The sequence below is a fragment of the Ralstonia sp. 1138 genome, from assembly GCF_040544795.1.
GTDB classification, from domain to species: domain Bacteria; phylum Pseudomonadota; class Gammaproteobacteria; order Burkholderiales; family Burkholderiaceae; genus Ralstonia; species Ralstonia flatus.
On sequence record NZ_JBEPKQ010000005.1, the window covers coordinates 224,317 to 245,722 of the forward strand.

Here is a 21,406-nt window from a genome sequence, read left to right on the forward strand (position 1 = left end):
TCGGAAGTGGCGTTTGGTTAACGTCGCGCTGGGATGGCCCAACGATCTTTCGACTTGTCGTTGCAGTTTAGGCGCTATTCTGGTCTTGTGATGACGGACTTTTTGATTGCCGTACGACATCCCCCTCCCCCGAATCCCGATGGAGACTCCACGATGGCAAGTCTGACCCACCAGCATCGCGCGTCGCCCACTGCACCGCCCGCCCCAGGACACCATGAAGTTGCCCCGGCCGAGATCGCCATAGGCGTGGTGATCGGGCGAGCGTCGGAGTATTTCGACTTTTTCGTCTACGGCATCGCCTCGGTGCTGGTTTTCCCTGCGGTCTACTTTCCGTTTGCCAGTGAACTGGCCGGGCTGCTGTTCAGTTTCACGGTCTTCTCCTTCGCGTTTATCGGGCGCCCGTTCGGCACGGCGCTGTTCATGCGCATCCAGCGCCGATGGGGGCGCAGTACCAAACTGACGGCATCCTTGTTCCTGCTTGGCACGGCCACGGTGGGCATTGCGTTCTTGCCGTCGTACGCATCGATCGGCCATTCGGCCATCTATTTGCTGGCGCTCTTCCGCTTCATGCAGGGCATCGCGTTTGGCGGCTCGTGGGACGGCCTGCCCTCCTTGCTGGCGCTGAACTCGCCCGAAAACAAGCGCGGCTGGTACGCCATGGTCGGGCAGCTGGGCGCCCCAACCGGTTTCATCATCGCCGGGGCGCTGTTCCTGTTCCTCTATACCAGCCTGACGTTTCAGGAATTCATCGACTGGGGCTGGCGTTATCCGTTCTACGTCGCCTTCGCCATCAACGTGGTGGCGCTCTTTGCGCGGCTGCGGCTGGTGGTCACCCACGAATACACGCAGTTGCTCGAGGAAGAACAGCTGGAACCGATCAGCACCCTGCAGATGGTGAACGCGCAAGGGTTCAACATCTTCCTCGGCGCCTTTGCCGCGCTGGCCAGCTATGCGCTGTTCCACCTGGTCACCGTGTTTCCCCTGTCGTGGGTGTCGCTGCGCAAGACGCAAAGTGTGCCCGCCGTGCTGACCGTCCAGATCATCGGTGCAGCAATCGCGTTTGTGGGTACGCTGGTTTCCGGCGTGATTGCAGACCGTTTTGGTCGGCGCACCACGTTGGCGGCAATGGCCGTGCTGATCGGCCTCTTCAGCCTGGCGGCGCCCTGGCTGCTCGATGGCGGTGTCGCGGGCCAGGACGCCTTCATCCTGGTCGGCTTCGGCCTGCTCGGGTTGTCCTACGGTCAGGCGGCCGGCGTGGTGACCTCTAACTTCGAGAGCCGATTCCGCTATACGGGTGCGGCCCTGACAACCGATTTCGGCTGGTTGTTCGGTGCAGCATTTGCGCCGCTCGTGGCGCTAGGTTTGTCGTCGTTGTTCGGGCTCGGCGCGGTGAGCCTGTATCTGCTGTCCGGCGTGGTGGGGACGCTGGTGGCGCTGCGGATCAATAAAGCGCTCGGAACGCCGGACGCTTAGCGCAGCAATTGCTCGGCACCGTCGAATACGGCGGCCTCATCCTGCGTCGCCACACTCGACGCGCATTGGCGACGCCGTAGGCACGCGGCCTGCTACCACTCGCAGTGCGCAAGAGCGCATTTTCAAAGGAGCAGACCATGAACAAGGATCAAGTGAAGGGTACTGTCGAGAAAATGAAGGGCAAGGTCAACGAGGCCGTAGGCAAAGCAACGAACAACCCTGCGCGTGAGCTGAAGGGCGACCTCCAGCAGGCCGGCGGCCAAGCTCGCAAGGATGCGGGAGACGTCAAGGAAGCAGCGAAGGACATTGCGAAGAAGTCCCGCTGACGGGCGTGCGCATGGGCGTGGCGTGTTAGCGCCCATGCAGACTGCCAAAAAAAAGGGCGACCGGATGGTCGCCCTTTTTTCAAAGGACGGTTTGCCCGATGCCCAGCAGGTTGCCTTCGCTGTCTCGGAACCACGCCCCTTTTTCCCCCGCCCCAGCCTTGGACGGGTAATTTCCTTCAATGCGTGCAATGCCGTTGACCGTCTTCAACCCAGGAAAGTCGTATTCCTCGAATGTCACCCCGCGCTGCCGCAGTTCGCGAACCGTCGCCTCGATGTCGCTGACTTCCCAGCCCATCTGCGTATGGAGCCCAGACGCCGACCCCGCCGATTGGAACAGCGTGAAATAGCCATTCCCGCATTTGTAACGTAGACCGCCGGGTCGTTCCTCAACCGGTTCAAGACCCAGCTTCGACGAATAGAACTGCCGTGCGCGCATGAGATCCTGCGCCGGAAGCCGGGTTGATACGTCGCTGTCTTTGAGCATGGAATATCTCCGAACAATGCTGAGCGGGCGCCGGGTTCAGACGGCCGGAGAGTCTTCAGCAAGGTGTGCTCCCGGCCGTCCTCAATGACCCACCGCAGTCAAATCGAGCAAAAAGCCGGATGCAGGAAAACGGCTGAATTTTCAATGATTTGAAAGTTCAAGTCGTTGATCTTCAAGGGAGTTTTGGTGCGAGGGAGGGGACTCGAACCCCTACACCATTGCTGGCGTCAGGACCTAAACCTGGTGCGTCTACCAATTTCGCCACCCTCGCCGGATGGATCGCGGCGCCCCTGAGCAGGGGCGCCGGAAAGGAAGCCCGCGATTATATCGCAGTCGTTCGGGGGTTTCCATCCCCTGCGCTATTTGGCGTGGTGTAGGGGTTCGAGTCCCCTCCCTCGCACCGGCTGCCGGGCCCGACCGTCAGTCAGACCGTCGGGGCCGCCGCTTGCGCCTCGGGCCGCTTGACGCGGAACCACGCTGCATACAGCGCCGGCAGGAACAGCAGCGTCAAGACCGTGGCGATGATCAGACCACCCATGATGGCGGCGGCCATCGGGCCCCAGAACACGCTGCGCGACAGCGGAATCATTGCCAGCACGGCCGCCGCCGCGGTCAGGATGATCGGACGGAACCGACGCACGGCTGCCTCGACAATGGCGTTCCACGTCGGCACGCCGGCCGCCACATCCTGCTCGATCTGGTCCACCAGAATGACCGAGTTGCGGATGATCATCCCGATCAGCGCGGTAATGCCGAGCTGCGCGACAAAGCCCATCGGCGCGCGCAGCAGCAGCAACGTGGCTGCCGCGCCAATCAGCCCCAGCGGCCCCGTCAGGAACACCATCACCGAGCGCGAGAAGCTGTGCAGCTGCAGCATCAGTAGCGTGAAGATGATGAAGATGCAGAGTGGCATCTGCGCGGCGATGGACGCACCCGCGTTGGCACTTTCCTCTTCTGCGCCGGCAATCTTGATCTGATAATCCGGCGGCAAGTCGGCGCGGATCTTGTCCAGCAACGGGTTGATCTGTGCTGTCACGGTCGGGCCCTGCACACCGTCCACCACATCGGATTGCACGGTGATGCCGTAGTCGCGGTTCTCGCGCCAGATCACGCCAGGTTCCCACGCAAAACCAACGCGCGCCACCTGCGTCAGAGGCACCGTGCGGCCACTGCTGGTCGGGACTTGCACGCGCTGCAGTGCGTCGAGTGTGTTGCGCTCGTCCTCCTGCGGACGCATCACGATGTCGAGCAGCTTGTCGCCGTCGCGATACTGGGCGATGGGCGCGCCGGACATCACCGTCTGCGTGACCTGCGAGATGGAACCGGTCGACACGCCGAGCGCGCGCGCCTTGTCCTGGTCGATGTCCAGGCGCAGCACCTTGACGTTCTCGTTCCAGTTGTCGTTTACGCCGACGGTGTTCGGATTGGCGCTCATGATGGCCTTGACCTGATCGGCAATCTTGCGCACCCCGCCAATGTCCGGGCCCATCACGCGGAACTGCACCGGATACGGCACCGGCGGACCATTCGGCAGCAGCTTGACGCGGCCGCGCAGATGCGGGAATTGCGACTTGAGCAGCCCGATGACGTGTTGCCGCACACCCTCGCGTGCCTCCAGCGAAGTGGGCATCACGATGGCCTGCGCCACGTTCGTCTGCGGAAGAATCTGGTCCAGCGGCAGGTAGAAGCGCGGCGCGCCGGAGCCGATGAACAGCGTCACGCTGTCAACGTTCTGCTCCTTGCGCATCAGCGCTTCAAAGCGTTTGGCTTCGGCTTCGGTCTGGTTGAAGCTGGAGCCCTCCGGCAGCCACAGCTCGACCATCAGTTCCGGACGGCTCGAATCGGGGAAGAACTGCTTCTCGACATACTTGAAGCCAAACACGCCCAGCCCGAACGCCACCAGCGTGATGACGATCACCGTCTTGCGGTACTCCACGCACCAGTTCACCCAGCCGCGGAAGCGGTTGTAGAACGGCGTGTCGAACAGCTCGTGGTGCCCACCGCCCTCCACATGCGATTGCGTCCGCAGCAGCAGGAAGCCCAGATACGGCACAAACACCACTGCCGCAAACCACGAAAGCACCAACGCCAGCGCCGTCACCGCAAAAATGCCGAAGGTGTATTCGCCCACCGTCGACCGCGCCAGCCCCACCGGCAGGAAACCCGTGGCGGTGATCAGCGTGCCGGTCAGCATCGGCATGGCGGTCGACGTGTACGCGAAGGTGGCCGCCTCCATCTTGGAGAAGCCCTCTTCCAGCTTGCGCACCATCATTTCGACCGCGATGATCGCGTCGTCCACCAGCAGACCCAGGGCGATGATCAGCGCACCGAGCGAAATCTTGTGCAGCCCGATATCGAAGATGTTCATGAACAGGAACGTCACCGCCAGCACCAGCGGGATCGTCAGGCCCACCACCAGGCCCGGCCACACGTCGATGCGCAGCTTCGGCTTGGTATGCAGCCCGAGCGAGAGAAAACTCACGCCCAGCACGATCACTACCGCCTCGATCAGCACGTGCACGAACTCGCCCACCGAACTCTGCACCGATTTCGGCTGGTTCTGCACCTGCTGCATCTCGATGCCCATCGGCAGCTTTGCCCGAATCTTGTCGACCGTGGCGCGCAAGTCTTTGCCGAGCTGGATGATGTCGCCGCCCTTGGTCATCGAGATGCCCAGGCCGATCACCTCCTTGCCGTTGAAGCGCATCTTGGCGTGCGGCGGATCCACGTAACCGTGCTTGACCGTGGCGATGTCGCCCAGGCGGATATTCGTCGTGCCGCCGGGGCCGCGCAGGGTCAGGTTTTCCAGATCTCGGATGTCCGAAAACTGGCCCGACAGGCGGATCTGCACGTTGTCGGTCGGCGTGACCAGCACGCCGCTGGGGCCGATGTTGTTCTGCTGGCTGATCTGGGTGGCGATGCTGTTGATGTCGAGCCCCATCTGCGACAGCTTCGCCTGCTGGAACTCGATGTAGATTTTTTCGTCCTGGTCGCCCAGCAGTTCCACCTTGGCGACGTTGGGCACGCGCAGCAGCTGCTGGCGGATCGCATCGGCGTAGTCATTGAGCTGGCGATACGTAAAGCCATCGGCGGACAGTGCATAGATCGAGCCATACACATCGCCGAAATCATCATTGAAGTACGGCCCGCGCACGCCTTGCGGCAAGGTCGGCGCGATATCGCCCACTTTCTTGCGCACGGTGTACCAGAGCTGCTGCGTTTCCTTCGCGGGCGACGTGTCGGCCAGCTGGAAGGTGACGAGCGTTTCGCCGGGCTTGGAGTAGCTGCGGATCTTCCAGGCGTACGGTACTTCCTGCAGCGCCTTCTCGATCTTGTCGGTCACCTGGCGCGACATCTGCTCGGCCGTGGCGCCGGGCCAGAAGGCCTGCACGACCATCGCGCGGAAGGTGAAGGGCGGATCTTCATCCTGCCCCAGCTTGGAATACGCAAAGATGCCGCCGAGCAACAGCGCCACCAGCAAGAAGCGCGTGAGCGGCTGATGTTCAAGCGCCCAGCGTGACAGGTTGAAACGGGAATGTTCCATACGCGCGAAGGTTGGCGTGTTGGGGCGGGAGCCGGGTGTGTCTTACCGGCGCGGCGTGATGGCGGACTGCGCCGACGGCTGATCGGCCGGCGCCATGGGCATCACTTTCTGGCCAGCCTTGAGCAGGTGCACGCCAGCGGTCACGATGGTCTGGCCGGGCTGCAGGCCGCTCGTTACCAGCAGCACGTTGTCGCGCGGCGCACCCACCGTCACCGGCACCGGTTTTACCGTCTGCGATGCGGCGTCATACAGCCACACGACGTTCTTGCCTTGGTCCTGCAGCAGCGCGCTGATCGGCACGCGCACGCCCATGCCGGCGCTATCGCTGCCCCCGCCGGGCCGGACGAACGTCGCCACCGCCGTCATGCCGAGCTTCAGTTCAGGCGGCGGGTTCGGTACCGAAATCTTCACGGTGTAAGTGCGGGTGACCGGGTCAGCCGCTGGCGCAATCTCACGCACCTTGGCCGGAATGCTGCGCGACTGATCCGCCCACAGCTTCACGCTCACCTCGGGCGACTTGCGCAGCGTATCGACCTGATCCTCGGGAATGCCGACCACGACCTCCTTCTCTGCCGTCTGCGCCACGCGCACGACCGGCTGGCCGGCAGAGACGACCTGCCCGACCTCGGCGTCCACCCCTGTCACCACGCCATCCGCGTCGGCTTCGAGGGTGGCATAGCCGGCCTGGTTCACCTGGTTGCGATAGCCGGCCCCGGCTTGCTCGTAGCGGGCCTGCGCGGCGTCATAGTTGGCTTGATGGCGCTGCTGTTCCGCCGCGCTGATGAAGCCCTTGGCGAACAGTTCGGAATAGCGCTTGAGATCAGCAGCGGCCAAGTCGCGGTCGGTCTTGGCCGCCGACAACTGCGCTTGAGCCGATTGCTGGGCGAGTGCCAGATCGGTCGGGTCCAACCGCGCGAGCACCTGGCCCTTCTTGACGGTGGCGCCAACGTCCACGAGCCGGGCGACGATCTTGCCCGGCACACGGAAACCCAGGCGCGATTCGATGCGTGGGCGGACATCGCCGGAGAATTCCGCGGTGCCGGCGCCCTGCTCGCTGGTCACCGTCATGGTCCGCACGGGGCGCACGTCGGGCGCCTTGGGCGCCTCCTTGCTGCAGCCGGCCAGCAGCGCCGCGCTGGTCAGCAAAGCCGCCGATGCCGCTGTCGGCAATGAACGCCGGCGCGGCCGAGACCGCGTGTCGGAGAAACCGGTGAAGTCGGAATGCGGGTACGGCAAACGCAACGCTGGCATGACACGCTCTCAGTAAATAACTGACCGGTCAGTAATATACCCACGGCAATGCGCAGGGTCAACGACACGGCCGCGTCTGATTGACTTTTCTTGGCAGGGGCCCAGGCAAGGCTTTACGGCATGCTGCACCGCAACGCGCTGTAGAATGGCCGCCCTGCTTCAAACCTCACCACGACGGCCCTTTCCGTGACCCCCGACGATTACTGCGCCGACAAGGCTGCACCGCCCGGCAGCGACGTGTACTACAGCGTATTGTTTCTGACGCCCGAACGCCGCCGCGCGACGATCGCCCTCGAAGCCGTGCGCCGTGAGCTGGAAGACGCCGTGCGCGACGCCAGTGATCCGGCGGTCGTGCAGTCGAAACTGCAGTGGTGGCGACAGGAGCTTGCGCGGCTGTTCGAGGGCCGCCCCGAGCACCCGGCCGCAAAGGCCTTGCAGCCGCACCTGGTCCGCTACGACATCGGCGCGGTGCATCTGGGTGAATTGCTGGCCGGCGTCGAGGCCGACGCCATGCAGAACCGCTATCTGGATTGGCCCAACCTGCGCCGCCACGGCGATCAGGTGGCAGGCGTGGCAGGCCGGCTGACAGCTCGCATTGCCGGACAGACGCATGCACGCACGCTGGAATTCGCGCGGCTGATGGCGCTGACCGAGCAGCTCGTCCACTTCATCCGCAACCTGGGCGAAGACGTGCGGCACAACCGCGTCTACATTCCCGTGGATGAGCTGCAGCGTTTCAACGTCCCGGCTGCCGATCTGTTCAACCGCCGGTATGCAGAAGGCTTCAAGCCGTTGATGACCTTTCAGGCCGAGCGCGCTCGGGCAACGTACAAGGAAGCACTCGCCGCGCTGCCGGCTGAAGATCGCCGCGCCCAGCGCTCGGCACTGATTCGCGGCGTGCTGGCCATGCGCCTGCTCGACGAGGTGGAAGCGGACGGCTTCCAGGTGCTCACGCAGCGCACGGACCTGACGCCGCTGCGCAAGCTGTGGTTGGCCTGGAAGACGCAGATCCGCGGTTGATCAGGCCTTGATGAGATCCAGCGGCGCAAATCGCCCCGCCAGCACCGGCTGCGAATCCATCCCCCACCAGCGCTCCAGCACCGTGGCATAAAGCGAGCGGAAATCGACTGACGGGTCGAGATTGCCCCCGCCGTCCAGCCGTTCAAGCACCGGCCCCTGTCCCGCCAGTCCGCCCTTCACGCGGCCGCCGGCCACAAAATGCGCGGCAGCCGTGCCGTGGTCCGTCCCGCTGTTCAGGTTTTCGCGCGGGCGGCGGCCGAACTCCGAGTACGTGACGATCAGTGTGTCGCTCCAACGGCCCAACTCGGTCAACGCGCTCTTGAGCGAAGCGATGCCCTCGCCCAACTGCCGCAGCAGGTTCGCCTGCGTGCCTTGCTGATTGGTGTGGGTATCAAAGCTACCGAGCGACAGGCACACCACGGCGACGTCCGCGCCGCCATGGCCCGGCGCTGCCACCACCTGCATCGCCGCCTTGATCGCGTTGCCGAACCCGCCGTCCGGAAAGCGCGTCTGGAACGCGAACTTGCCGGATTTCGGGCGCAGTCCGTCGGCCGCCTTGACGATATCCGCCTCCACCTTCAGCACGTGCGCGAGCGTGGCGTTGCCCATGGCATGCGAAGGCATCGCCAGCTTGGCTTCGTTGAGGAACGCATCGGGATTGGCGAGTGCGACCGCGCGTGCGCCGCCGTCGAGCGGGCCAAGATCAGCGCTGCCGATGATCACGCCATCGGCGCCGAACGATGCCGGCACCGGCTGCGCGGCAAACGCACGCGTCAACCAGCCTTCGCGCAAGTATTGGTCGGAGCGCGACGCCGTGTCCCAGATCTCGATCGAGCGGAAGTGCGAGAGATTCGGCTGCGGATACGACAACCCCTGCACCACCGACAATTCCCCCGCCTGCCACAGCGGCATCATTGCCTGCAAAGACGGATGCAGCCCGTAGCGGTCATCCAGCTGCAGCACCTGCTCCCGCTTGATGGCGATGCGCGGGCGCAGCGCGTAATACTGCGCGCTCGTGTATGGGACCACGGTGTTCAGCCCGTCGTTGCCGCCCTTCAGTTCAATGAGGATGAGCAGGTTGCCGTAGCCCTTGCGCTTGTCCTGCCCTTGCGCGAAGACAATCCCCGGGAGCCCGGATGCGGCGCCGCCCATGCCGAGCATGGCGCCTGCCTTCAGAAAATCGCGACGTTCCATGATGTGTGCTCCTGCGGCGGTGGCGTTACTTCAACTGGTAAGCCGGGTCCATCATCAGCGTGCGCAGGTACGCCGTACCGGCCAGCTTGACGGGAATCGGCGCCGTCGGCTCGATCGGCAACACGGCGCGCTGGATCGAAATGCGCGGCGCCAGCTGCGGTGGATCATCGCTATCCGCGCCGAACTGTGCGAGCCACTTGGCCGAGTTGAACGACACCATCGTCTGCGACTGCGCCAGCTTGAAGCGGCCCTCCTGCCCCATGCCCTTGAGCGCCTGGCCCAGGCCCTGCACGGCGGGGCCCTGTTTGAGGTCCTCGCGCATGGCGGCCATCATCATGCCGGGCTTCTGCTGTTGCGCCTGCTGCTTGGCCGGCGGCGCCTTCATCTCCGTCGAGCGGAAGAGTTGATCGAGAAACTGCTTGCGCCCCAGCAACGTCGTCGCGTTGATCCACGCATCGCCGCCGGGCCAGCCCTTCACGTTGGGCGGGGCCAGCAGGTTCTGCCCCAGCTGCGCGGACTTGATCGCAAACGGCGTCGGGTCGGTGTACTGCACGTTGAACTGCTTGAGCGTGCCGACGATCATCTCCACCGGCGACTTCACCAGCGTTGCACGCGATTGCGGCGCCCAGAACGCCGGCGTCAGGAACAGCGCGTGCAGCGCCACCTTGATGTCATAGCCGCTCGCACGGAACGCATCGGCGATGCGCTGCGCCTGTGCGGCATCAACGTCAGGTGAAATGAACTCGCGCCAGAGCTTGGAGACGATGAAGTTGGCCGTCTCCGGACGCGACAGCAGGATGTCGAGCATCTGGTCGCCGTCGTAATCCCCGCTCTGGCCGAACACCGTCTTCACGCCCGTGTCGTGAATCTGCGGCCGCCAGATGTAGGCGAAATCGTGCTCGCGATCGATGCTCCAGCCCGTGTAGGTGCGCGCGGCTTCCTTGATGTCCTGCTCGGTGTAATGCCCCTCGCCGAGCGTGAACAGCTCCATCACTTCCCGCGCGAAGTTTTCGTTCGGCTTGCCCTTGCGGCTCTCCGCGCCGTCCAGGTAAATCAGCATCGCCGGGTCTTTGCCGATGGCGTGCAGCATCGTGCCGAAGTTGCCGACCGCGTTCTGCCGCAGCAGCACGTTCTGCCGATACATCAACTGCGCGAACGGCACCTTCTGCGAGCTGGAAACGAAATGGTTGTGCCAGAACAGCGTCATGCGTTCTGTCAGCGGCGACGGCGTCTTGATCATCTCGCCCATCCACCAGGCACGCAATTCCAGCTCGTGCGCGGCATTCTTCTGGCGCGCCGCCTTGCGGGCGTCTTCATCGGGCAGCTTGTTGTAGGGGACGATCGGCTCGTTCACCCACGCCGGGGGCGCTTGCGTGGCGACGGTGCCCGTCTGGGCAAGGACGCGGTCGACAGCCTCGCGGTGCGTGAGCCCGGCGTAGGCATCGAGTTCGTTCTCGGAAGGCGCAAAGCCGACGCGGGTGAGAAAGTAGCGCGCATCGTCGCGGTCCAGGCGCTGCTCGTCGGCAGCGGGTGCCTTGGCCTGCGCAGTGTGGCGATGCTGTTTGCCCTGCGTGACCGCATGCGCGGTCTGCAGAGAGAAGGCGCCGGCCGCTGCCAGCGCCAAGAAGATCGTGGTGCTACGGATTCGCATGTCGGTCCCCCGAAACGACCCTACCGCTTTGCCGGGGCAGCGACTCGTGCGCCGTTCCTCGGCCCCTATCTAGCCGCCACGGTGGTAGATATCCCGCGTGACGTCATAGATGTTCTGACGCAATTGCTTGCGTTCCTCGGGAGACAGCTTGCGTTGCCCAGACCCACGATCGGCATTCTCACCACGGCGGTTTTCCATCGCAGCGGCGCGGCGGCTACGTTCATCGCCGCCATGGCCGCGCGCCGGACCCTGCCCGCCCCTTTTTTCCTGTGCGCCGGCCTGCATCGCATGCCCGCCGCCGAAAAAGCCGCCGAATCCGCCAAAGCCACCGCGATCGCCGCGCGCGTGCGCCTGCGAGCCGGCCGCACAGAGGGCAAGAACACAGGTCAACAGCGCCGCGCGCCGCCGAAACATCACTAAGCGATTCGAAAAAGGGAGTTGAGAAGCCACGTCTTTGTTGCTGGAAACCGATGCGCCATGCATCATTGCGCGACAATCGATAACAGGCAACCGCATTGCACGCCAGTCCCCTCCGCAGGGGGGAAACAGACCCCAAACCGTTGCGAGGAACTGCCAAGGCAGTGTAGCTGCGCGTCCTACAGACTGTTCGCGTGACTCGGTAAATAATGTAACCGTCTGTTTCAATTGGGCTTTTACTGCCTCCTGTTGTCGATTGGGCCCATGTTTTTGTCGTTACCATAAGCGCCATGGAAAATTCCGGTCAAAAGATTCTCGTCGTCGACGACGACCCCCGCCTGCGCGACCTGCTGCGCCGCTACCTGGGGGAACAGGGCTTCACCGTGCTGGTGGCGGAAAACGCCACGGCCATGAACAAACTCTGGCTGCGCGAGCGCTTCGACCTGCTGGTGCTCGACCTGATGATGCCCGGTGAAGACGGCTTGTCGATCTGCCGTCGCCTGCGCGGCGCCAACGATCAGACGCCGATCATCATGCTCACCGCCAAGGGTGAAGACGTCGACCGCATTGTCGGCCTTGAAATGGGCGCGGACGACTATCTCCCCAAGCCCTTCAACCCCCGCGAGCTGATCGCGCGCATCCACGCCGTGCTGCGCCGCCGCGGCCCGGCCGAAATCCCGGGTGCGCCGTCGGAGACGCCGGAAACCTTCGCCTTTGGCGATTTCGTCCTCAACCTGGCCACGCGCACGCTCAAGAAAAACGACGAAGAGATCACGCTCACGACGGGCGAATTCTCCGTGCTCAAGGTGTTTGCACGCCATCCGCGCCAACCCCTATCGCGCGAGAAGCTGATGGAAATGGCGCGCGGCCGCGAATACGAAGTGTTCGACCGCAGCCTTGACGTGCAGATTTCGCGCCTGCGCAAGCTGATCGAACCCGACGCCAGCAACCCGCGCTTCATCCAGACCGTGTGGGGCCTGGGCTACGTGTTCATTCCCGACGGCGCCAAGTAAGCGTCCGGGCAACCCTTCTTTTCCGCATCCGACTTGCGCATCCTGCGTCCGGCCGCGTTGCGGCATCTGCTGATCAGTGTGTTTGGTTCGCTGTTCTGGCGAACCTTCATGCTGATCGCATTGCTGATCGCGATCTCTCTGGGCGTGTGGTTCCAGAGCTTCCGTATTTTCGAGCGTGAGCCGCGGGCGCAGCAGATCGCCATGCAGGTGGTCAGCGTGGTCAAGCTCACACGCGCGGCGCTGCTGTATTCGGATCCGTCGCGACGCCGCTTCCTCTTGCTCGATCTCGTGCAGAACGAGGGCATCAAGGTCTACCCGCGCGAGAAGGAAGACGAATACCGCGAGCCGCACACCAACCCGTATCTGACGCAGCTTGTCCAGCAGGAAATCCGCAACCGGCTCGGTGCCGACGCGGTGATCGCCACGGCCGTCAACGACATCCCGGGCGTGTGGGTGAGCTTCCAAATCGAGGGCGACGACTACTGGGTCGCCATCAGCCCGGACCGTTTCGAGCACGTGCCTGGGCTGCAATGGCTGTGGTGGTCGATGGCGGCGCTGGTGTTGTCGGTGCTGGGGGCGGCGTTCATTACGTCACGCGTGAACCAGCCACTCAAACGCCTGGCCGATACGGCGCGCGCCATCAGTGCCGGGGAGGACCCGAAGGCATTGCCCGAAGGTGGCGGCACCGAAGTGGCGCAGGCAAATCACAGCTTCAACCAGATGGTGCGCGACCTCAAGCAGCTTGAGGCCGATCGCGCCGTCATGCTGGCCGGCATCTCGCACGACCTGCGCACGCCGCTCACACGCCTGCGCCTGGAAACGGAGATGAGCCCGGTCGACGAGCAGACGCGCGAACTGATGGTGGCCGACATCGAGCAGATGGACGCGATCATCGGCCAGTTCCTCGACTACGCGCGCCCCAGCGGCGAGATGCTCGAAGACGTCGACCTGACTGAACTCGTGCGCGACACAGCGCCCGTCTACTCGGCACACGACGACATTGACCTCACACTCAAGCTCGCGCCCGAGGCCATCGCCCGCTGCAACCGCATGGAAACGCAGCGGATTCTCGACAACCTGATCGAAAACGCACGGCGCTACGGCAAGACGCCTGGTACGAACCGCGCCGAAATTACCGTCAGCACATTCCTGCAAGGCAACGAGGTTGTATTGTGCGTGGCCGATCGCGGTGCGGGCGTGCCGACAGATCAGCTCGCGTTGCTCACCCGGCCGTTCTACCGCCTCGAATCGGCACGCAGCGAGGCCAAGGGCGCCGGGCTCGGTATGTCGATCGTCAATCGCATCTTGCAGCGCAGCGGCGGCCGGCTTGCGCTCGAGAACCGCACACCGCCCGAAACCGGACTGCTCGTCAGCGCCTGCTACGCGCGCGCCTGATCCGGCACACCGCCTGGCTGGCGCTTCCCGGCACATCCGGGCACACCCCCTGCTTCCCACGACTGTCATGCGTCGCCGATAAGGTGCGGCGGCAGGCAGCGCTATGGCTGGCGTTGAGAATATCAATTGGCCGGTTTTGAAATCATCGCCAATACTGCAGCCGCCAGGCTGCACGCCTGCGCGTTCTTCGTCTCCGTCCGAACGCCTCAGCCGGACCGGACGGCCGGTGAGCGTGTGTTTGCAAATCCCCGTTTGGGTTCCGTACCCATTGCCACACAACTCCAGGAGAAGCTCATGAAGACCATTGGTGACAAGCTCGAACCGTTCAAGGTCGTCGGCGTCAAGCCCGGGTTCAACAATCACGAAGAGAACGGCGAGTCGGCGTTCGAAGACATCACCGAAACCTCGTTTCCGGGCAAATGGAAAGTCATCTTCTTCTATCCGAAGGACTTCACCTTTGTGTGCCCGACCGAAATCGTCGCCTTCGCCAAACTGAACGACGACTTTGCCGACCGCGACACGATCGTGCTTGGCGGCTCCACCGACAATGAATTCGTCAAGCTCGCATGGCGCCGCGAGCACAAAGACCTGAACAAGCTCAACCAGTGGTCGTTTGCCGACTCAACGGGCGCCCTGGTCGACCAGCTTGGCGTACGCGAACACGAGGCCGGGGTTGCGTTGCGCGCCACGTTCATCGTCGACCCGGACAACGTCATCCAGCATGTGTCGGTCAACAACCTGAACGTGGGTCGCAACCCGGACGAAGTGCTGCGCATTCTCGACGGCCTGCAGACGGACGAACTGTGCCCGTGCAACCGCGCAGTCGGCGGCTCGACGCTGTAACGACCGCCCGGCGCCCTACTCAGCCGAAGCCCGCTCTTGCCGCGGGCTTTCCTTTTCGGTGCTGCTGACGGGAGGCATTCATGGAATTTTTGCAGACGCTCAAAAGCCGGATTCCCGACTACGCCAAGGACATCCGCCTGAATCTGGACGGCACGATCGCGCGCTCCTCGCTGGAGGGCAATGATGCGGTCGGCGTCGCTTTGGCGGCCGCGTTTGCCGCGAAGAGCAAGGTGCTGGCCGACGCCATCCGCAATGCCGGGGTGCTGTCGCCCGAGGAGGTGAACGGCGCGCTGACCGCGGCTGCCCTGATGGGCATGAACAACGTCTGGTACCCGTACGTCGAGATGGCCGACGATTCCGACCTGGCGCAGCAGAAAGCGGAGTTGCGCATGAACGCCTACGCCAACAACGGCGGCGTCGACAAGCGCAGGTTCGAGATGTACGCCCTTGCCGCGTCCATCATCGGCAAATGCCATTTCTGCATCAAATCGCACTACGACTTGCTGAAGAACCACCAGGGCATGAGCGCGCAGCAGTTGCGCGATGTCGGCCGCATTGCGGCTGTCATCAACGCGGCGGCGCAGGTCATCGCGGCAGAGTAACGCGCCGATTGCACAAACGAAAAAACGGCAGCCCGGTTCGCTCCGGTGCTGCCGTTTGCCTTGCGCGATGGCGGCGAGAACTCAGTCCTGCTCGGCGGCTTCTGCGCGATAGATCAACACCACCGCCTGCGCGACGATGCCTTCCTCCTTGCCTTCGAAGCCGAGCTTCTCGTTCGTCTTGGCCTTGACGTTGCAACGCTCAGGCGCAATGCCCAAGTCTTCGGCAAGGTTCGCCACCATGCCCGGCACATGCGGCGCGAGTTTCGGTTTCTGCGCGATGACGGTGGCGTCGACATTGCCGATCGCATAACCCGCCTTGTGCACGCGGCGCACGGCTTCGCGCAGCAGCACGCGGCTGTCGGCGCCGGCAAAGGCCGGATCGGTGTCGGGAAAGTGCCGGCCGATGTCGCCCAGGCCGGCAGCGCCGAACAGCGCATCGGTAATCGCATGCAGCAGCGCATCGGCGTCGGAGTGGCCGAGCAGCCCACGCGTGTGCGGAATCTCCACGCCGCCCAGGATCAGCTTGCGGCCCTCCACCAGCGCGTGCACGTCGTAGCCCTGGCCAATGCGAATGTCCATCCAGTTCATGCTTGCGATGCCTCGTTGGGTTGTGCGCCCTGCGCGAGGATGGCCTCGGCGAGCGCGAAATCGTCGGGATACGTCACCTTGAAGTTACGCAGCGCCCCCGGCACAAGCAGCGGCGAGTGACCGGCGGCCTCAATCGCGCTGGCTTCATCGGTGACGATGCGATGTTGCAGCAGCGCTTCCCGCAAGGCGCGCTCCAGCAGCCCGAGTGGAAACATCTGCGGCGTCTGCGCTTGCCACAGGCCATCGCGCGGCACGGTCGCATCGATGTGCTGGGCTGCATCGGCGCGTTTGAGCGTGTCGGCCACGGGCAGCGCAAGGATGCCCCCCGCAGCTTGCGTGCCTTCGGCCTCCACCGCCGCGACCAGGCGTGCGATGAGGGCCGGCGTCAGACCTGGGCGCGCCGCATCATGCACGAGCACCCAGTCGTCATCGTGTGCACCCAGGCCGCGCAATGCCGCCAGCCCGTGCGTGACGGATGCGTGGCGTGAATCCCCGCCGCAATCGACCTCCACCAGCTTGGGCGCATTGAAACCACTATCGGGAAAGCGCTGCACCAGCGGCTGTGCGCCGGGCGTCGTCACCACCAGCACGGTGTCGATTTCGGGGCTGGCCAGGAACGCCTGCGCGGTATGCCAGAGCATCGGCCGCCCGGCAATCGCCTGATATTGCTTGGGCAGATCGCCACCGGCGCGCGAGCCGGTGCCGGCCGAGGGAATCAGCGCAAAACGGCGTCGGCCAGGGTGGGAAATCGACATGACAGGCGGGAAAGTGAACGTGGGCGCAGCATTTGCGTGGGTTTTGCCCCCGCCAAGCGCGCGGCTGGCGCGGATTTTATAATAGCGGTCTGCGTCACGACACCCCGCCTGCACATGCCGGCGGGGTGTCGTGCTTTGTCTTGCAGTCGTGCCCCACACAACCTCTCGCCTCATGTCCGATTTTTCGCTCTCCGCCCTGCCCGCCGTCAAACCGGGCTCGCGCTTCGTCTTCAGCGGCCTGCAGGGGGCGGCAGACGCCCTGCTGCTGGCGCGCTACCTCGAGCAGCATCGCGCCGCCGTGCCGATGCTGGCGGTGGTCTGCGCCAATGCCGTCGATGCCCAGCGCCTGGCGGAGGAGCTACGCTGGTTTGCCCCGCAGGCGCGCGTGAAGCTGCTGCCGGACTGGGAAACGCTGCCGTACGACAATTTCTCGCCGCATCAGGATCTGATCTCCGAGCGGCTGGCGACGCTGCATGACCTGCAGAACGGGGCGTGCGACATCCTGCTCGTCCCTGCCTCCACGGCGCTGCAGCGCGTGGCGCCGCCATCGTTCCTGGCGGCCTACACATTCTTCTTCAAAAAGGGCGAAAAGCTGGACGAGGCGGCGCTGAAAGCGCAGTTCACCCTGGCCGGCTACGAACACGTCAGCGCCGTGATGCGACCAGGGGAGTATTCCGTGCGCGGCGGCCTGATCGATCTGTTCCCGATGGGCTCGCCGCTGCCATATCGGCTCGACCTGTTTGGCGACGAAATCGAGACCATCCGCTCGTTCGACCCCGACACGCAGCGCAGCCTCTACCCGGTCAACGAAGTCCGCCTGCTGCCGGGCCGCGAATTCCCCATGGACGAGGCCTCGCGCACGGCCTTCCGCGGTCGCTGGCGCGAGGTGTTCGAGGGCGATCCGACGCGTTCGCCTATCTATAAAGACATCGGCAACGGCGTGCCGAGCGCCGGCATCGAGTATTACCTGCCGCTGTTCTTTGAAGAGACCGCGACGCTGTTCGACTACCTGCCGGGCGCCACGCATCTTGCCTTCGTGGGCGACATCGAAGGCGCGGTGCGCCGCTTCTGGGCCGACACCACGCAGCGCTACAACTTCATGCGCCACGACCGCGAGCGGCCGCTGCTGCAGCCGTCTGCGCTATATCTGGACGAAGAGGCGTTCTTCGTCGCCGCCAAGCCGCACGCGCGTCTGGTATTGCGCGCGGAGCCCGGCGATGCGCCGCTTTCGCTGCCGTTGCCGAACGTGGCCGTCAACCGCCGCGCCGAAGACCCGCTGGTCAATCTCGAATCGTTCCTGATGCGCAGCAATTGCCGCGTGATGATCTGCGCTGAATCCGCAGGCCGTCGCGAGACACTTGCGCAAATGCTGGCTGCCAGCGGCCTGCACCCCGAAGGCGTCGCGGACTTCGCCGACCTGATGAGCGGCGATGCCAAGTTCGTGCTGGGCGTGGCGCCGCTGTATCAGGGTTTCATCCTCGGCGACGAACGCATCGCGCTCATCACCGAGACCGAGCTTTACGCGCAGACGGTGCGCCGCGCCGGTCGCCGCAAGCAGGAACAGGCGACCGCCGTCGATTCGATGGTGCGCGATCTGGCCGAGCTGAAGATCGGCGACCCCGTGGTGCACAGCGAACACGGCATCGGGCGCTACCAGGGGCTCGTGTCCATCGACATGGGCAACGGCGAGGAAGAATTCCTGCATCTCGACTACGACAAGGGCAGCAAGCTCTACGTGCCGGTACATCAGTTGCACGTGATCTCGCGCTACTCGGGCGCCGATCCGGAAACCGCGCCGTTGCATTCCCTCGGCTCCGGCCAGTGGGAAAAGGCCAAGCGCAAGGCGGCGCAGCAGATTCGCGATACGGCCGCCGAACTGCTGAACCTGTACGCGCGACGTGCGCTGCGCCAGGGCTTCGCGTTCCCGCTCACGCCGGAGGACTACGCCACGTTTGCCGAGAGCTTCGGCTTTGACGAAACACCCGATCAAGCCGCCGCCATCGCTGCCGTGATTGGCGACATGACGTCGGGCAAGCCGATGGACCGCCTCGTCTGCGGCGACGTCGGCTTCGGCAAGACGGAAGTCGCGCTGCGTGCCGCGTTTGTTGCGGTGATGGGCGGCAAGCAGGTGGCCATCCTCGCGCCGACCACGCTGCTGGCCGAACAGCATTACCAGACGCTGGTCGACCGCTTTGCCGACTGGCCGGTGCGCATTGCCGAGATTTCGCGTTTCAAGAACAAGAAAGAGATCGACGCCGCGATCGAAGCCATCAACGCCGGCACGATCGACATCGTGATCGGCACGCACAAGCTGCTTTCCCCGGACGTGAAGTTCGACCGCCTGGGGCTCGTCATCATCGATGAAGAGCATCGCTTTGGCGTGCGTCAGAAGGAAGCGCTCAAGACGCTGCGCGCCGAGGTGGATGTGCTCACGCTCACCGCCACGCCGATCCCGCGCACGCTGGGCATGGCGCTGGAAGGCCTGCGCGATTTCTCGGTGATCGCCACGGCGCCGCAAAAGCGCCTCGCCATCAAGACATTCCTGCGCCGCGAGGAAGACGGCGTGCTGCGCGAGGCCATCCTGCGCGAGCTGAAACGCGGCGGCCAGGTCTACTTCCTGCACAACGAGGTCGAAACCATCGAGAACAAGCGCGCCAAGCTCGAAGAGCTGATTCCGGAAGCGCGCGTGGTCGTCGCCCACGGCCAGATGCACGAGCGCGAACTCGAACGCGTGATGCGCGATTTTGTGGCGCAGCGCGCCAACATCCTGCTGTGCACGACGATCATCGAAACCGGCATCGACGTGCCGACCGCCAACACGATCCTGATCCACCGCGCCGACAAGTTCGGCCTGGCGCAGCTGCACCAGTTGCGCGGCCGTGTCGGGCGCTCGCACCACCAGGCCTATGCGTATTTGCTGGTGCACGACGTCGACGGCCTGACCAAGCAGGCACAGCGCCGCCTTGAAGCGATTCAGCAGATGGAAGAACTCGGTGCGGGCTTCTACCTGGCAATGCACGACCTGGAAATCCGCGGTGCCGGTGAAGTGCTGGGCGACAAGCAATCGGGCGAGATTTCCGAGATCGGCTTCCAGCTCTACACCGACATGCTCAACCAGGCGGTGAAGTCGCTCAAGGCCGGCAAGGAACCCGACCTGATGGCCCCGCTGGCGGCCACGACCGAGATCAACCTCGGCACGCCCGCCCTGCTGCCGCAAGACTATTGCGGCGATGTGCAGGAACGCCTGTCGCTGTACAAGCGCCTGGCCAACTGCGAAAGCAGCGAGACCATCGACAACATCCAGGAGGAGCTAATCGACCGTTTCGGCAAGCTGCCGCCGCAGGCGCAATCGCTCATCGAAACGCACCGGCTGCGCATTGCCGCCGCGCCGCTGGGTATCCGCAAGATCGACACCGGCGCGAATGCCGTCACGCTGCAGTTCATCCCGAACCCGCCCGTTGACGCCATCAAGATCATCGATCTCGTACAAAAGAATCGGCAGATCAAGCTGGCGGGGCAGGATCGCCTGCGCATCGAAAACATTCCAGCCGAATTCGCCGCGCTCACGCAGACCATTCGCCATGCCATGCGGCAATTGGCGTGATCCGGTAGCATCCGCCGATCAGAACAAGGAAACCATCATGAGCACCGCCGTCACCCCGTTCTCCACCCTCGACTGGACAACCAAGTTGGTCAGTTTCGACACCACGAGCCGCGGCTCGAACCTGGCGCTGATCGAAACCGTGCGCGACTACCTGCGCGGCGTCGGCGTCGACTCGCATCTGTCGCACAACGACGATGGCAACAAGGCCAACCTGTTCGCCACGATTCCGGCCGCGGACGGCAGCGTGCAAGGCGGCATCGTGCTGTCGGGCCATACCGATGTGGTGCCGGTGGACGGCCAGAAATGGGACAGCAACCCGTTTGCGCCGGAAGTGCGCGACGGCAAGCTCTACGGGCGCGGCACCTGCGACATGAAAGGGTTCATTGCCTCCTCGCTGGCGCTGGTGCCGTCGTTGCTGCAGGCCAAGCTGCGCGAGCCGGTGCATTTCGCGCTGTCATATGACGAGGAAGTCGGCTGCGTGGGCGCTCCGCGCATGATCGAAGACCTGATCGCCCGCGGCATCAAGCCCGCCGGCTGCATCGTCGGCGAGCCCACCTCCATGCGCCCGATCGTCGCCCACAAGGGCATCAACGCCTACCGCTGCCGCGTGCACGGCCGCGCCGCGCATTCGTCGCTCACGCCGCAGGGTGTGAACGCCATCGAATACGCCGCGCGCATCATCTGTTTCGTGCGTGACCTGGCCGATGAATTCCGCGCCAAGGGCCCGTTCGACGACGCGTTTGACGTGCCCTTCACCACGGCATCGACGGGTCTCATCAACGGCGGGATTGCGCTGAACACGATCCCCGCGCTGTGCGAGCTGGTATTCGAATTTCGCAACCTGCCGGGCGTGGATGCACCGGCCATCCGCGCGCGCGTCGAGCGCTATGTGCGCGAAACCATCGAGCCCGCCATGCAGCGCGAGCATCCGGACGCCCGCATCGAACTCGACGAGATTGCCGCCGCGCCGTCGCTGGACGCCTCGGAGCAAGCCGCCATCACGCAGCTTGTGCGTGTGCTGACCGAAGACAACGACAAGCGCAAGGTCGCCTACGGCACCGAAGCCGGCCTCTTCCAGCGCGCCGGCATTCCGGCCGTGCTGTGCGGTCCGGGCAACATCGAGCAGGCGCACAAGGCGAACGAATACGTCGAACTGGCCCAGCTCGACGCCTGCGACCGCTTCCTCGCCAAGGTGGCTCGCAGCCTGATGGTCGAGACCGCGTCCGCCTAACGCTTACACAGCAAC

The 21,406-nt window shown here is 64.3% G+C and carries 17 protein-coding genes and 1 tRNA gene; 9 read left to right on the forward strand and 9 right to left on the reverse strand.

The features are described from left to right. Positions 1-153: 153 nt before the first annotated feature. Positions 154-1,473, forward strand: coding sequence for an MFS transporter (locus ABIC76_RS21620; protein ID WP_102067295.1), 1,320 nt, complete (start codon positions 154-156; stop codon positions 1,471-1,473). A 137-nt stretch (positions 1,474-1,610) separates the two neighbouring features. Beyond that, the gene (locus ABIC76_RS21625; protein ID WP_027681365.1) at positions 1,611-1,799 is read left to right on the forward strand and encodes a CsbD family protein; all 189 of its coding nucleotides are present in this window, start codon (positions 1,611-1,613) and stop codon (positions 1,797-1,799) included. A 79-nt stretch (positions 1,800-1,878) separates the two neighbouring features. On the opposite strand, the gene ABIC76_RS21630 is transcribed toward ABIC76_RS21625, so the two are convergent. The 4 genes from ABIC76_RS21630 to ABIC76_RS21645 all read right to left on the reverse strand — a co-directional run bounded on the left by ABIC76_RS21630 (position 1,879) and on the right by ABIC76_RS21645 (position 7,078). Continuing rightward, positions 1,879-2,283 (reverse strand): VOC family protein, encoded by a 405-nt coding sequence (locus ABIC76_RS21630; protein ID WP_354535196.1) that lies wholly within the window; start codon positions 2,281-2,283, stop codon positions 1,879-1,881. Positions 2,284-2,467: 184 nt separating this feature from the next. Then, a tRNA-Leu gene (locus ABIC76_RS21635) sits at positions 2,468-2,554 on the reverse strand. A gap of 153 nt (positions 2,555-2,707) precedes the next feature. Further along, positions 2,708-5,827, reverse strand: coding sequence for an efflux RND transporter permease subunit (locus ABIC76_RS21640; protein ID WP_354535197.1), 3,120 nt, complete (start codon positions 5,825-5,827; stop codon positions 2,708-2,710). Between the two features lie 42 nt (positions 5,828-5,869). After that, complete coding sequence (locus tag ABIC76_RS21645) at positions 5,870-7,078, reverse strand: efflux RND transporter periplasmic adaptor subunit (RefSeq protein WP_354535198.1); 1,209 nt, start codon at positions 7,076-7,078, stop codon at positions 5,870-5,872. 186 nt (positions 7,079-7,264) lie between these two features. Here ABIC76_RS21645 and hpnD point away from each other — a divergent pair, with 186 nt between their 5' ends. Further along, positions 7,265-8,098 carry a presqualene diphosphate synthase HpnD gene (hpnD, locus tag ABIC76_RS21650; RefSeq protein ID WP_354535199.1) on the forward strand — a complete coding sequence of 278 codons (834 nt, stop codon included), beginning with the start codon at positions 7,265-7,267 and terminating at the stop codon, positions 8,096-8,098. Here the strand turns inward: hpnD and ABIC76_RS21655 are convergent, their stop codons facing one another. The 3 genes from ABIC76_RS21655 to ABIC76_RS21665 form a co-directional block, all read right to left on the reverse strand. Next, positions 8,099-9,292, reverse strand: coding sequence for a DUF1501 domain-containing protein (locus tag ABIC76_RS21655; RefSeq protein WP_354535200.1), 1,194 nt, complete (start codon positions 9,290-9,292; stop codon positions 8,099-8,101). A 25-nt stretch (positions 9,293-9,317) separates the two neighbouring features. After that, complete coding sequence (locus ABIC76_RS21660) at positions 9,318-10,943, reverse strand: DUF1800 domain-containing protein (RefSeq protein ID WP_354535201.1); 1,626 nt, start codon at positions 10,941-10,943, stop codon at positions 9,318-9,320. A gap of 69 nt (positions 10,944-11,012) precedes the next feature. After that, the gene (locus ABIC76_RS21665) at positions 11,013-11,459 is read right to left on the reverse strand and encodes a hypothetical protein (protein WP_081785417.1); all 447 of its coding nucleotides are present in this window, start codon (positions 11,457-11,459) and stop codon (positions 11,013-11,015) included. 191 nt (positions 11,460-11,650) lie between these two features. Between ABIC76_RS21665 and ompR the strand changes: the two genes are divergently transcribed. From ompR to ABIC76_RS21685, 4 genes are all read left to right on the forward strand, one after another. After that, the gene (ompR, locus tag ABIC76_RS21670) at positions 11,651-12,373 is read left to right on the forward strand and encodes an osmolarity response regulator transcription factor OmpR (protein WP_004627064.1); all 723 of its coding nucleotides are present in this window, start codon (positions 11,651-11,653) and stop codon (positions 12,371-12,373) included. A 33-nt stretch (positions 12,374-12,406) separates the two neighbouring features. Then, positions 12,407-13,768, forward strand: coding sequence for an ATP-binding protein (locus ABIC76_RS21675; RefSeq protein WP_354535202.1), 1,362 nt, complete (start codon positions 12,407-12,409; stop codon positions 13,766-13,768). A 294-nt stretch (positions 13,769-14,062) separates the two neighbouring features. Next, positions 14,063-14,611, forward strand: coding sequence for a peroxiredoxin (locus ABIC76_RS21680; RefSeq protein ID WP_027681312.1), 549 nt, complete (start codon positions 14,063-14,065; stop codon positions 14,609-14,611). An 80-nt stretch (positions 14,612-14,691) separates the two neighbouring features. Beyond that, entirely contained in the window at positions 14,692-15,213 is a 522-nt protein-coding gene (locus tag ABIC76_RS21685; RefSeq protein WP_354535203.1) for a carboxymuconolactone decarboxylase family protein, read from the forward strand. Between the two features lie 81 nt (positions 15,214-15,294). On the opposite strand, the gene ispF is transcribed toward ABIC76_RS21685, so the two are convergent. Together ispF and ispD are read right to left on the reverse strand one after the other, a co-directional pair. After that, positions 15,295-15,801, reverse strand: a complete 507-nt coding sequence (ispF, locus tag ABIC76_RS21690; protein WP_027681310.1) for a 2-C-methyl-D-erythritol 2,4-cyclodiphosphate synthase — start codon at positions 15,799-15,801, stop codon at positions 15,295-15,297. Then, complete coding sequence (gene ispD / locus ABIC76_RS21695) at positions 15,798-16,556, reverse strand: 2-C-methyl-D-erythritol 4-phosphate cytidylyltransferase (protein WP_354535204.1); 759 nt, start codon at positions 16,554-16,556, stop codon at positions 15,798-15,800. The genes ispF and ispD overlap by 4 nt, the downstream gene beginning before the upstream one ends. 172 nt (positions 16,557-16,728) lie before the next feature. Here ispD and mfd point away from each other — a divergent pair, with 172 nt between their 5' ends. Then, on the forward strand, positions 16,729-20,160 hold the full coding sequence (gene mfd / locus ABIC76_RS21700; RefSeq protein WP_102067317.1) for a transcription-repair coupling factor: 3,432 nt from the start codon (positions 16,729-16,731) through the stop codon (positions 20,158-20,160). Positions 20,161-20,197: 37 nt separating this feature from the next. Next, positions 20,198-21,391, forward strand: a complete 1,194-nt coding sequence (gene argE, locus ABIC76_RS21705; RefSeq protein ID WP_102067410.1) for an acetylornithine deacetylase — start codon at positions 20,198-20,200, stop codon at positions 21,389-21,391. Positions 21,392-21,406 lie beyond the last annotated feature (15 nt).

What these genes read in the sequence shown, in the direction of transcription:
- ABIC76_RS21620 (WP_102067295.1), top strand. Translation starts at nt 154, where the DNA reads ATGGCAAGTCTGACCCACCAGCATCGCGCGTCGCCCACTGCACCGCCC.
- ABIC76_RS21625 (WP_027681365.1), top strand. Translation starts at nt 1,611, where the DNA reads ATGAACAAGGATCAAGTGAAGGGTACTGTCGAGAAAATGAAGGGCAAG.
- ABIC76_RS21630 (WP_354535196.1), bottom strand. Translation starts at nt 2,283, where the DNA reads ATGCTCAAAGACAGCGACGTATCAACCCGGCTTCCGGCGCAGGATCTC.
- ABIC76_RS21640 (WP_354535197.1), bottom strand. Translation starts at nt 5,827, where the DNA reads ATGGAACATTCCCGTTTCAACCTGTCACGCTGGGCGCTTGAACATCAG.
- ABIC76_RS21645 (WP_354535198.1), bottom strand. Translation starts at nt 7,078, where the DNA reads ATGCCAGCGTTGCGTTTGCCGTACCCGCATTCCGACTTCACCGGTTTC.
- ABIC76_RS21655 (WP_354535200.1), bottom strand. Translation starts at nt 9,292, where the DNA reads ATGGAACGTCGCGATTTTCTGAAGGCAGGCGCCATGCTCGGCATGGGC.
- ABIC76_RS21660 (WP_354535201.1), bottom strand. Translation starts at nt 10,943, where the DNA reads ATGCGAATCCGTAGCACCACGATCTTCTTGGCGCTGGCAGCGGCCGGC.
- ABIC76_RS21665 (WP_081785417.1), bottom strand. Translation starts at nt 11,459, where the DNA reads ATGCGGTTGCCTGTTATCGATTGTCGCGCAATGATGCATGGCGCATCG.
- ompR (WP_004627064.1), top strand. Translation starts at nt 11,651, where the DNA reads ATGGAAAATTCCGGTCAAAAGATTCTCGTCGTCGACGACGACCCCCGC.
- ABIC76_RS21680 (WP_027681312.1), top strand. Translation starts at nt 14,063, where the DNA reads ATGAAGACCATTGGTGACAAGCTCGAACCGTTCAAGGTCGTCGGCGTC.
- ABIC76_RS21685 (WP_354535203.1), top strand. Translation starts at nt 14,692, where the DNA reads ATGGAATTTTTGCAGACGCTCAAAAGCCGGATTCCCGACTACGCCAAG.
- ispF (WP_027681310.1), bottom strand. Translation starts at nt 15,801, where the DNA reads ATGAACTGGATGGACATTCGCATTGGCCAGGGCTACGACGTGCACGCG.
- ispD (WP_354535204.1), bottom strand. Translation starts at nt 16,556, where the DNA reads ATGTCGATTTCCCACCCTGGCCGACGCCGTTTTGCGCTGATTCCCTCG.
- mfd (WP_102067317.1), top strand. Translation starts at nt 16,729, where the DNA reads ATGTCCGATTTTTCGCTCTCCGCCCTGCCCGCCGTCAAACCGGGCTCG.
- argE (WP_102067410.1), top strand. Translation starts at nt 20,198, where the DNA reads ATGAGCACCGCCGTCACCCCGTTCTCCACCCTCGACTGGACAACCAAG.